We start from the raw sequence: 12,127 nt of genomic DNA on the forward strand, positions 1-12,127 counted from the left end.
GTTATCGCCCGTCGAGCAGCTCGCGGTACAGCGACTGCAACGTTTCCATGTGCTTACGCAGTGAGTATTTCTGGCAAAGCCGTTCCCGGCCTCTCAGCCCCATCTCCCGGGCCTGCTGCGGGTTTTCCGCTATCACGTCCAGCGCATCGGCCAGATCCTGAGCGTTGCCAGGTTCAAACAGCAATCCTTCCACACCGTGTCGAATCTGCTCCGGGATGCCGCCAATGCGGGCCCCCACCACCGGCCGGGCGAACGACATCGCCTCCAGCACCGCCATCGAGCAGTTCTCATAACATTCTGAGGGCAGCACCACCGCCCGGGCGTTTTTAATCAACGCATCCAGCCCCGGTCCCTGCTGCACATAGCCCAGGAACTCCGCATCGGGGAAGTTCTTAACCATGTCGTCATGCAGCGGCCCGTGGCCGACCACTTTTAACGGCATTTTGTTGCGCATAAGCTGATGCGCCCGGGTCAGCGTCGGCACCCCTTTTTCGCGGCTCAGGCGCCCGACGTAGAGCAGATACGACTCATCGGGGCTCTCTTCTGGCGGCTTACCGTCGTCGATGCCGTTCACAATGACCTCGATACGGGACTTCGGCAGCGAGCGCTTCAGCTCGTTACGCAAAAATTCGCTCGGGGAGACAATCACGTCCAGCGCCTGATAATTTTGCGCGATGTACTGCCAGGTGGCCTCTAAGGAGAGCAGCAGGCTTTTCGCCGCCGAGCCCTCCTGGCAGCGATAGCGAAACGCATTGAACACGGTACCGGTCACGCAGGCATCACACACCTTGCCGTCGCGCAGCATGGAGTACGACGGGCACATAATTTTATAGTCGTGGGCGGTTAACACCGTCTTACAGCCGAAATCCCGGGCGACCTTGATCAGAGCCGGCGTCAGCTGGTGATAGATATTGTGGAAGTGGACGATCTCCGGGCGCGTCTGCTCCAGCAGCGCCCGCATTTTTTTGCAGGCTTCCCGGTTGTGAATAAAGTTGATGGCGGTTTTAGCCCCCGCCAGCAGACCACCCTCTGTATGGTAATCCACGTTGGTGACAAAGTAGTCCGCATAGTCAGAGGGAAAGTTTTCTCATGCTGCATCGAGAAATCGATCACCTCCACGCCGGCCTCTTTCAGCATGTTGCGTTCCTGAAAATAGACCGTTTCAGCTCCTCCTTTGATAAAGAAGAACTTATTCACCAGTAAGACTTTCATTACTCTCCCTGCTCACGAATAACTTTATTGCCCGGTGGCACCCTGGGGTCGCGGAGCGGATGAAAAAGCCCTTTGACCAGCCCGGCAGAGAGCACCGCCAGATTGATTACGCTGTTGAGGCCGTTTTTTAATGAGCGGTTGCGAATGGTTTTCAGCAGGATAAAGGCCAGCAGCGGCAACAGCGCGATATCGATCAGGCTGACGTCGAAGGTAAAGAACGCAATCAGCACGATAAGAATGTAACTTGCGAAGATGACTTCGTTTTTCACCAGCATCAGCGCGTCGCGGAACCAGGGTTTACCCCACGCGCTGCGCAGCAGCTCCCCCGGCGCCTGATGGAAACCGCTCTTCCAGCGATAGCGCAGCATTTTGAAGGTCGGCATTGTGTAGGAGGTGTGCCGGAAATAGGGCACGTTCAGGCGGTGCAGTTTGTAACCCGCGGTCAGCAGGCGGATCCCCAGCTCCGCCTCTTCATAGGCGTGCAGGCTGCGGTTGGTTAAGTAGCCAATGTCGGCAATCGCCGACAGGCGGTACAGTCCGCCGCCGCCCAGATGGTCGCAGTCGCCCAGGGGGTAGATCTTATTGATGCGCTGCTTGCGGGAGGTGAATTCATAGTTTGAAGCGTCGTCCATCTCCACCGTTCCGGCCACGCCAGCGTACCCAGGATTTTCCTGCAGAAACGCCACCGCCCGATCGATGAATCCCGGCTCCAGCTCCATATCGCCATCCATCAGCAGGATGAACTCACCTTCGCTGTGAAGGTAGCCCAGCTGATGCCCGACGCCGCAGCAGCGGTCTGCCGGTTCGGTTAACGACACCACCATCACCCCTTTATCGCTGGCCAGCTGCTGGGTGTTATCCGTCGAAAGACTGTCGGCAACGATAATTTTATGCGGATACTCAGCAATCTGGCTGCGAATACTGTCGATGGTTTTCTCTATACATTCGGCTTCGTTAAACGTCTTAATACTTACGGTAATAAACGGTTTGTACATCAATAGAGCCCCGTATAACGGCGTACGGTCCGGCGAATGATCAAGCTGGAACCTAATGATAAATAGAACAAGAATTGCAGCATTGGCACGATCATCAGTATCTGGCTGTAGGGAATACTGAGCAGACAGGCGATTGAAAAAACGTTAAAGGCCGGCGCAAAGCTCAGCAGCCGGAGATCCTGCTCATCAATCTGGTCAACCGACAGCAACGGTTCAGGCTGAACCACTTTCAGAATATAGACAAACAGCCCGATAAAGATGACGGTCCCCACCACCCCGACTTCCCAGAGCAGCATACTCATGGCGGTACTGTCGAGGGTCAGGTTGTAGATTTGGTTCAGGAAACCTGGCGAGAGGAAGCTGCCGCTGTTGGTGGCATTCAGCCCATAGCCGAACAGCGTGCCTGGCAACCCCGACAGGTCGTTATGCTGTAACCAGAACGTCAGGGTGGTAAAACGCCCTATCTCCCCGCCCGGCAGGATGAAGTTCGGGTCGAAAATGTAGCCCAGTGAGTCAAAGAACACGGCGAAGGGGTTTTCCGACGTATCGATGCCATAGGCGGCGCTATAGCTGTAGGCCAGGATGACAATGGCCAGGCCGATCAACAGCACCATCGACACCAGAATAGACAGCAGCACGGCCAGATTCACCTTACTCGCCTCTTTGACCCAGGAAGGCATGATCCACACCCACCCCAGCAATAACGGCGACAGCAGGATCACAAACTTCACTTCACCAATAATGCACATCACAAAACCCAGGATGATATGCAAGGCCATGTTTTTAAAGCTGGTCAGCCCATGCTTATACTCCGAGACTTTCAGCAGCATGATCAGCAGGCAGAACAAGCCCATCGCTGCGGTGTTCCCCCCACCCATCGGGTCGCCCCCGAACGTTCCCACCACGGAGTCCCATTTTTCCTCTTCGCCATGCAACGCCACGCGCTGCGGTACCACAAAGATGAGCTGGTAGAGCGCAACCGGGAACTGGAGATAAAAAATCCAGTACAGGCCGCGCGTGACCTGGTAGATCTGCGATTCCCGGCAGAACCCCAGCAGCAGGCAGAGCATCACCAGCGAGAGGGCAATCTCATTCTTAAACCCGATAAGGGTGATGAGCGCCCCGCCCTGAAACAGGGTCGAGATCCCTGCGAGCAGGATAAAAGAGAGATACAGCGTCAGGACAATGGCTTCCTGCGCATCGAGGCGCACGGGTTCGTGACGGGTCTGCAGAAGCAGGAAAGCCGCCATCAGCATCGTTAAGAAGAAGGGCAGCCACAGCACCGTCAGCTCACCGGTAAAATACTGCACCAGCCCGCAGAAGATGAGGGTCAGCAGGGTGAACGTTTGTAGGTAATGTCCGGTATTAAGATTCATGATGCCACTGACCCGTTTTTCAGAATATCGGCGCGCTTATTCACCTTCAGATAGATGAAGGCGTAGCGAATGAACGTCAGAATCGAAAATATGATGATGGAGGTCGCATAGTCATTGTAGAAGTACGGGACAACGACAAACGCGATCCCCACGATCGCCAGTTGTTCGAGCTGGATCCGCAGGAAGTAGCGGTGCGAGCCGAAAATCAGCTCAATCACCGTCAGCGGACAGACCGCCAGCGCCGGGAACAGGTACGGCAGCATGTAGCGCGAGGTGGGTACGGAGGCGATCCACTCCTCGCTGAAACCGAGATTCATCACAATCGGATAGAAGATAAAGACGCCCAGGGTGCAGATCACGCCCAGCACCAACAGCAGCAGGCGGACCTTTGTGTACTCTTCGTAGTTGAAGACGTTGTTCCTGAAATCAATCGACCATTTCGAGAAAATGGTATTGCGCACCGCATTGCCGACAATCACCACCGGGGCCAGGCAGAAGCGGCTGACCACCGAGAAGTAGCCCGCCGTTAAGGCCGAGAACCAGAAGTTGATCAGCATGATGGGCAGGTTGTTGTTAGCCATCGCCAGCACTTCGGCACTGCCCACTTTGGTGATGTGGTGGATATTTTTTTGCAGGAACGCCAGGTTACTGGAGGGCGACAGGTGATGCAGCGCGACGGTGCGAATATCAAATGCCCGCAGGATGCAGGCGCTGGTCAGCGCCATCATCAGGATCGCCCACATCCAGTAAAACGCCATCACCTGGTGGGTGAGCAGCACGGACACCACCACCACCACCGAGACGGAGATGCGTTGCACCACCAGAAAGCGAAAGTTCGCCGTGCGCAGCGACAGGTTCTCGGCTATCAGCACCCAGGTATTCGAGAGCGTGAGCAGGTAGAGGAAAAGGATATTCTGATGAAACAGCCAGCCCGTCAGTACGGCATACGGAATGGCGACGGTCAGGCTTTGCAGGAGACAAAAGACCACGTTCTGGGCCAGCTCGTCATCCTGTTGCCTGGGGATCAACAGCTGCGAGGCAAAGGTACAGACCTGCGCCCCGATCAGGGCAATGCTGTAGTTGAGCGCGTAGAGCCCCACCTCGCCAAGATCGTACTTATGCGAAATGAGCCAGATCGACAGGGCACCAATCAGTTGTGATATGACTGATGACCCCGCGATCGTGGAGGCGCTCTTAAGGAGACTCATGCCTGGCCTGTGTTATTCATCAGTTCGTGGGTATGGTAATTCAGCGAACGCAGCCCCTCTTTGCTCTCCAGATTTTTATCCACCACCTGATTCAGCACGCCGCCGATAATCACGTTGTGGTCGTTGGTCGCTTTCTCAATGGCTGGCCCAATCGTGTCGGCCGCGTTCAGACCCGCTTTCAGGACAAAGATCAGGCCATCCGTCACCTGGCTCACCAGCTGGACTTCCTGGCTCTGATTCACCGCCGCCACATCGACGATAATGCGCTGGTAGCGGCCACGCAGCGAATCGATCAGCGGTTTCAGCCGTTCAGGCGACAGCAGCAGCAGCGCCGAGACCGGGGTATTGCCGCGCGGGAGAAAGTCGAGATTCTCGCTCATCTTCACCAGCACGTTGTCGGTCGCACTGTCGCCGCGCAGCACTTCTGCCACGCCCGGCGCCTTCGGTGAGCCCAGCTCGCCCGACAGACCGTCGCTGTTGAAGAAATCCATATCGATAAGCAGCGTTTTCTGGTCAAAGCTAAAGGAGTTGGCCAGCAGGTTCGCCAGCAGCGTCCGCCCCTCTCCGCCTTCCGCCGACGTCACGGCAATGACCTGCAGCGGATGGCTGTTCAGCATGATCTGCGTGCGCATGCTGTGAATAATGTCGGCATTCAGCGGATCGCTGGCGATCAGATCGCGGATTTTGCTGCGCCCGCCCACCCCTTTAAAGCGGCGGATCTCACCCAGCGGCAGCAGATTCAGTCGTTTCTGCATCTGGCTGAGGGTATTCACCGATTTGTCCGTGGCGGTTTTCACCATGATGTACATCGTGTAGAAAAGCATCACCAGCAGCACAATCATCAACATCAGCAGCGGCTTATTCGGTTTGGCCGGAAGCGCAGCGGGTACGGCCGGATCGTAGATCTCCGCATCGGCATCGGAATAAGAGCCGGGTAATGCCAGCTCCTGCGTGCGCTGATAGGCCATCTTGTACATCTCTTCCGTTTTATCCAGCGCCAGCTTCAGGTCGTTGTAACCATCCCGCTTCATAGACAACTTCTGGAAGTTCGCTTTCTGCTCTTCCAGCTGCTTCTGATAATTTCTTTCGTCCGCCAGCGCCGCCTCGTAGTTCTGGCGTAATCCGGCTTCCTGCTCCCTGAGCGTCATCGCCGTTTGCGCCTGGATCGCGCTGATACGGGCCCGGGCCTGGATTACTTTGTCGTACTGTGGCCCGTAGGTTTTTTCCAGCTGCGAAAGCTCGCTGTTGGCCTGGATCAGGGCGATGCGTAAATCCTGGATCTGGGCATGGTTTGAAATCGATGGCAGCGAGATGGCTCTCCCCCCGCCGGAACGAATCTCGTTATAGATAGATTCAGCAGCCACCCGGCGCTCGGTCGCATTCGCCAGACGGTTGGTGATAATGCCCATCTGTTCCGTCTCAAAACCATCCACGCCGCGGAAGGTCAATAACCCCTCTTTCGCCAGATAGCCATCCAGAGCGGACTTTTGTTGCGCCATCTGCTGCTGAAGTTCCTGAAGCTTCTGCTGGTTATCATCCCTCGCCTTCGCCGTTTTTTGCTGCTTGAGGGCCAGGGTGTAATTGATAAACGACTCGGCGACGCCGTTAGCCACATCCGCCGCCAGCTGCGGCGACGTGGATTCATAGGAGACGGTGGACAGATGGGTGGTGCGCACGTTGCTGATGGTGAGATCTTTCATCAGCGTTTTCAGGGCATGATCTACCCGCTGCTGTTCGTTCTCAGGGGTTGCGCCAATGCCCGCCCCCTCGCCGTTAAACGCGGGGTTCTGATCGAGTTTCAGCGTGCGAATGGCCTGCTCAAGCACCACGCGCGACTGCATCAGCGCGGTTTGCGTTTCGTAATATCCGTTACGGGTGGAGTCATAGCCTTCCACTTTCTGGAATGGTGAAACATTGTCCGGCTGAGCTTTGATCAGTACCGTGGCGGTGGAAACGTACTTCGATGACATCAAACTCATTAGTGGCCAGGCAATCGCTCCGGCAACGATGCCGGAGAGAAGGATTTTCCAGGAGTTCTTTTTAATTTCTCTGGCAAATCTTGCGATATCGATAGCGCTTTCTCGCTTTTTGCCATTTTCCACTATTGATAGTTTCATGGTCAGAAAAATCCTGTGCCAATAATGACGAGATCGCCCGGGAGTACGGAGTGCGTAACATCAACATTTTCGAGTAACTCACCGGTGGATGATTGACGAATTTTGAGATCCGTTCGGTCTGCACGATCGGTATAGCCCCCAGCAAGGGCGATGGATTTCTCCACGGTCATACCTGGCTCGTAGGAATAGCCATTCGGGTTCTCAACTTCACCAGAGATATAAAACTTACGGAATTCAGCGATATTGACCGTCACCATGGGATTAAGTACAAAACCTTTGCGCAGGCGTTGCGTAATTTCCGCATCCACCTGGCTGGCGGTTTTGCCCTTTAATTCCAGCTTGCCAATATAGGGGTAATTAATAGCCCCACTGTTATCAAGTACTACTTTCATGGTCAGGTCAGGCTGGCCGGCAACGTTAATGTTGACGATATCACCCGAGCCCAGTAAATAATTTCCTGAATCCACTACGCTATTGTCCATTAACGTCGGCTGCGGTGATTTGCATCCGGCGAAAACAAGGCTGAGGAGTAAAAATGCGCACAGTTTCATTATTTTCATTTTAAATCTGAACCTTAGCTGTAAGCATAATCAAAGATTGATCATAGCCCAACGTTTCAGTCACGATGCGATCGTCGTTGGGGCCGATGGTAAACGTATCTGTATCTTTATTAGACTTAAGCGTATCAAAATGATATTCCACACCAACGTTAAACGATGGGGTGAAGTCATAACCTACGATAATTGAAAACACGCTATTTTTGTCGTGGCGGTCCTTGTCCTGATCTTTGTAATCCTCTGTAATATATGCGTAATCAAGCAACGTCGTTAACCGGTCGTTCATCCATAAATGTTTGTAGGAAATGCCGTACTCAGTAAGTAAATTATATCCGCCCGCTTCGGAAGGATCCTTAATACTTTGTGATGTTCTTAACGTAAACAGCGACTGCTGAAGCGGTCTCCACTCACCCAATATATCCCAGTTAATCCCGTTGAAATCCTTCGACCCGGGGTTATTCTCAAAAGTTTTATAGAGCCACGACACGTTCATATCAACATTCGTTTTGCCCGTAAGCTGGGACTGAATGCCGTAACGCAAATAATATTCATTACTGTCTTTTTGTGAGTCATGATCGTAATGAAACTGGTTAGTAATAAAACTATAGCGAAAACGCGTCTTAGATGTGTACTGATCGAAAATTTCTGCAATCAGGGTATTTTCGGTCCACTCCTGCTCGCGGATATATTGTGCAAAGTCCTCATCCTTGCTTTCAACCTGGCCGGTATTACCAAAAGACCATCTGCGGTGCATTAACGCCAGGTCAGCCCTTCCCCGTCCGTCGGGTGCACCATAACTATAGCGCAGCTCGCTGTTGAACAAATTGGTGGTTAACGGCGACGTTACGCCAAATTCACGGAACTGTTCCGGCAGGAACCCTTCCGTCACGCCACGCCCGCGCTCCTCATGGCCGAGGGAATCTTCCAGCGTCAGGCTCAGGCCATGCATCAGACCATAACGCCAGTCGCCCTTGAAGCGGAAAAAGTGATCGTCATAATCATCCGCAGAATCGCTGGAGTAGTGACGATAATCCCCCGTGTACATCAGCAGATACTTGTCCTGGCCGCGTTCCCCATTCAGGGACAATACAGGCTTGAGGCTCTGAAAGTCGGAGCCTTTCGCGTCGCTATCCTGAGGCTGGAAGGTCACATTATCGTTATGCCCATAGTTCACCCCGACATTGCTTTGAAAGTCGATACCCGCCCAGCCAATGTGTGATTTTGGCGTTAATTCTGCTAACGCGACCGGAGACGCCATAATCCCAGCGATAATAATAATTTTAGTATGCATTCTTACCGACAAATCCCTTAAAAATGGTTTTAATGATGATTTTTATATCTAACCAAAAGGACCAGTTCTGAATATATTCAATGTCGTACTGGACTCGCTTTTCCATTTTATATAGCGCATCAATTTCGCCACGATAGCCATTAATTTGCGCTAAACCTGTGATCCCAGGCTTCACTTTATGGCGAATCATGTAGTTCTCGACCTGCTTACGGTAAAGCTCGTTGTGCGCCACGGCATGGGGCCGTGGGCCGACAATCGACATATTTCCCTGAATAACATTGATGAACTGCGGTAGCTCATCCAGAGATGTCCGACGTAAGAATGCTCCAAAGCGCGTGACCCGGGGGTCATCTCGTGTCGCCTGTTTCACCGTGTCGGTATTTTCCATAACTTTCATGGTCCGGAACTTCCAGACTTTGATCTTCTGCCCGCTCAGACCGTAGCGATCCTGTTTAAAGAAAACCGGCCCGCGAGAGGTGAGCTTGATACCAATGGCAATGACGATCATTAACGAGACAATCATTACCATAATCGCGCTGCCGATCACCAGATCTTCTGCGCGTTTTATAAACGCCCCTCCGCCATCCAGAGGCGAGGTGAAAATACCGATGGTTTGTAAGTTATGGATGGAGCGTATCTGTGAGGTATTGGTGCTGTAGGCGTAAAAGTCTGGCACGATCCAGGTATTTACCGTGGTATCGGACATCATGGCCAGGAAATGGCGTATGCGCTCCAGCGCCACCATCGGCAGGGCAATGTAGATTTCGTCGACCCGGCCAGCCTTGGCTTCTTCGACCAGTTTAATTACGGGCCCGTTATAAGGGCTGGTAATTCTTTTCGCCAGTTCGCCCAGTCGCTCCGGGCCGCGTTCATCGTAGAAGGCCAGCTCCAGCTTCACGTCCGCATATTCCAGACGCAACGCCTTTTCCGCGGCCAGGCCGTTATCGGTAATCCCGATAATGGCAACTCTGATGCGCTTTTTAGCGGAAAGTTTGAAAATAATCAGGCGGACGACATAAAGAAAAGGGATCGGCGAGGCATACCATAACGGCATCGCGGGAATATTGCGCACGTCGATAAAGGTTAAGTAGCCCAACGAATATAATTTGGCAACGAGAATGCGTACCATGCCGATAAACAGAATGGCGAAAAAAGCCGTCAGGAAAAGCCGCCGTTGGTTGCGTAACTTGTTGTTTTTAGGTCGATACAAATAACACTGCGTGTACTCGCCAAACAGTAAAAATGCGGTGGAGTATAATAGGCTGATCAAAATTACAGTGTCGAAAGACTCCATTTTCAACCACCAACCACTGAGCATCAGAATTAAATTAATTGAGAAGAAATCAATTAATTTAATGAATACTGAGTAACCTCCATGGGTGATCTTTTGCGAATTTCTCAGCATGTCCTGACCTACTTATAATTAAGCATCGGTATTATTTTTTTGTTGTGCTAATTGCACCGGTAAGCGTAGTAAAAATAAAACACGGGTCCGCGCAGGGAGGCGCAACCTAAATGAGTCAGCATTTTAGGGTCTGGCTGGGTTCACTGCTATGTCGGTGTAAGACTCGGCATACACATCCCTTATAGCGCTGAAGCGTCGGTTTTATAGAGACATCTGTTTATATACAGCGTAAGCACTATTCAATAAAACCGCCAACAAACTTTAGTTGTATTCCGTTCAGGAATGAAAAAAGCGATTACGCAAACTAAAGGCATAAAAAAACCCGGCCGAGGCCGGGTTTTTAATTTACTCGTTTATGCGGGGGTGTTGGTCCACCAGCCGGGACCGCTTCGCCTGCAGCTCCGCGATTTCAGCATCGATATCTTCAATCTTCTGCTCGATGTTGTCATGATGCTCACGCAGGATCTCCTTCGCTTCCTGGAGGTCAGACGCAGCAGGCGTCGCCCCTTTCAGCGGCAGGTTCGCCGTCTCTTTCATATAAATGCCGGTAACCAGGCCGATGACCGCAATCACCATCAGGTAGTACGCGGGCATCATCAGGTTCTGGGTACTCTCTACCAGCGATGCCGCCAGCGTAGGGGTAATACCGGCAATCAGCACCGAGATATTAAACGCCGCTGCCAGCGCACTGTAGCGAATGTGCGTCGGGAACATCGCTGGCAGGGTCGAGGCCATCACGCCGATAAAGCAGTTGAGGATCACCGCCAGCATCAGCAGACCGGCAAAAATCAGGCCGATCACATTACTGTTGATCATAATGAAGGCCGGGATAGCCAGCACGAACAGCGCGACACTGCCGAAAATAATGAAGGGACGACGGCCGAAGCGGTCGCTCAGCAGGCCCATAATCGGCTGCACAAACAGCATCCCAACCATGATAGCGATGATGATCAGCACGCCGTGATCTTCTGAGTAGTGCAGGTTATGCGACAGGTAGCTCGGCATGTAGGTGAGCAGCATGTAATAGGTCACGTTGGTGGAGATCACCAGACCGATACAGGTCAGCAGACTGCGCCAGTGACGGGTGGCAATCTCTTTGAACGAGACTTTAGGCCCTTCCTGCAGACCTTCGCGATCGCCCTGCTCCAGCTTATCAACGTGCTGCTGGAACGCCGGAGTCTCTTCTAACGCGTGGCGCAGATAGAGGCCGATGATGCCTAACGGCAGCGCCAGGAAGAACGGAATACGCCAGCCCCAGGAGAGGAAGTTCTCTTCGCCCACCACGGTGGAGAGCAACACCACCACGCCCGCGCCGAGCACGAACCCGGCAATGGAGCCAAAGTCGAGCCAGCTGCCCATAAAGCCGCGCTTACGGTCCGGAGAGTACTCGGCGACGAAGATCGACGCACCGGTGTACTCGCCCCCAACCGAGAAGCCCTGAGCCATCTTACACAGCAGCAGCAGGATCGGCGCCCAGATACCAATGCTCTCATACGACGGGATCAGGCCGATACAGAAGGTACTGACCGACATGATCACAATGGTTATCGCGAGGATTTTCTGACGTCCATACTTGTCCCCCAGCATCCCGAAGAACAGGCCGCCGAGCGGACGAATAAGGAAAGGCACAGAGAAGGTCCCGAGGGCGGCAATCATCTGCACGCTGGGATCGGCACCGGGGAAGAAGACTTTACCCAGCGCATAGGCCACAAAGCCATACACGCCAAAATCGAACCACTCCATCGCATTACCGAGCGAGGCGGCGGTGATCGCTTTGCGCAGTTTGCCGTCATCAATAATGGTGACGTCGCGCAGGGTGATCGGTTTAACTTTTTTCCTTTTAAGCATTGCTATCCTCGTAGACTGAGCCCAGCTCTCCCCACAGCGCTCAAAAAAAGCACTCTGTGGAACCCGGGAAGCGCCTCATGCGCATTCTCCTCACTCAAGCGTAGCAGGTTTACTTACA

Annotated in this window: 8 protein-coding genes and 1 pseudogene; all 9 read right to left on the reverse strand. The window is 53.2% G+C overall.

The genetic code is table 11. The features are described from left to right. Nucleotide 1: 1 nt before the first annotated feature. Nucleotides 2–1,212: pseudogene (locus tag K5I40_RS10250) on the reverse strand (glycosyltransferase family 4 protein). Further along, nucleotides 1,212–2,210, reverse strand: a complete 999-nt coding sequence (locus K5I40_RS10255; RefSeq protein ID WP_223074490.1) for a glycosyltransferase family 2 protein — start codon at nt 2,208–2,210, stop codon at nt 1,212–1,214. Before K5I40_RS10255 ends, K5I40_RS10250 begins: the two are co-directional and overlap by 1 nt. Beyond that, the gene (locus K5I40_RS10260) at nt 2,207–3,583 is read right to left on the reverse strand and encodes a hypothetical protein (protein WP_039028396.1); all 1,377 of its coding nucleotides are present in this window, start codon (nt 3,581–3,583) and stop codon (nt 2,207–2,209) included. Before K5I40_RS10260 ends, K5I40_RS10255 begins: the two co-directional genes overlap by 4 nt. After that, nucleotides 3,580–4,791 carry a lipopolysaccharide biosynthesis protein gene (locus tag K5I40_RS10265; protein ID WP_139564018.1) on the reverse strand — a complete coding sequence of 404 codons (1,212 nt, stop codon included), beginning with the start codon at nt 4,789–4,791 and terminating at the stop codon, nt 3,580–3,582. Before K5I40_RS10265 ends, K5I40_RS10260 begins: the two co-directional genes overlap by 4 nt. Beyond that, entirely contained in the window at nt 4,788–6,908 is a 2,121-nt protein-coding gene (locus tag K5I40_RS10270) for a polysaccharide biosynthesis tyrosine autokinase (protein ID WP_223074491.1), read from the reverse strand. The genes K5I40_RS10265 and K5I40_RS10270 overlap by 4 nt, the downstream gene beginning before the upstream one ends. Nucleotides 6,909–6,910: 2 nt before the next feature. Next, nucleotides 6,911–7,468, reverse strand: a complete 558-nt coding sequence (locus tag K5I40_RS10275) for a polysaccharide biosynthesis/export family protein (protein WP_039028393.1) — start codon at nt 7,466–7,468, stop codon at nt 6,911–6,913. Nucleotide 7,469: 1 nt separating this feature from the next. Beyond that, nucleotides 7,470–8,756, reverse strand: coding sequence for an outer membrane beta-barrel protein (locus tag K5I40_RS10280; protein ID WP_039028392.1), 1,287 nt, complete (start codon nt 8,754–8,756; stop codon nt 7,470–7,472). Continuing rightward, nucleotides 8,746–10,161 carry an undecaprenyl-phosphate glucose phosphotransferase gene (locus K5I40_RS10285; RefSeq protein ID WP_223074492.1) on the reverse strand — a complete coding sequence of 472 codons (1,416 nt, stop codon included), beginning with the start codon at nt 10,159–10,161 and terminating at the stop codon, nt 8,746–8,748. Before K5I40_RS10285 ends, K5I40_RS10280 begins: the two co-directional genes overlap by 11 nt. A gap of 345 nt (nt 10,162–10,506) precedes the next feature. Further along, nucleotides 10,507–12,009 (reverse strand): glycine betaine/L-proline transporter ProP, encoded by a 1,503-nt coding sequence (gene proP / locus K5I40_RS10290; protein WP_039028390.1) that lies wholly within the window; start codon nt 12,007–12,009, stop codon nt 10,507–10,509. Nucleotides 12,010–12,127 lie beyond the last annotated feature (118 nt).

This window comes from Leclercia sp. LTM14, assembly GCF_023736175.1.
GTDB lineage: Bacteria > Pseudomonadota > Gammaproteobacteria > Enterobacterales > Enterobacteriaceae > Enterobacter > Enterobacter barmai.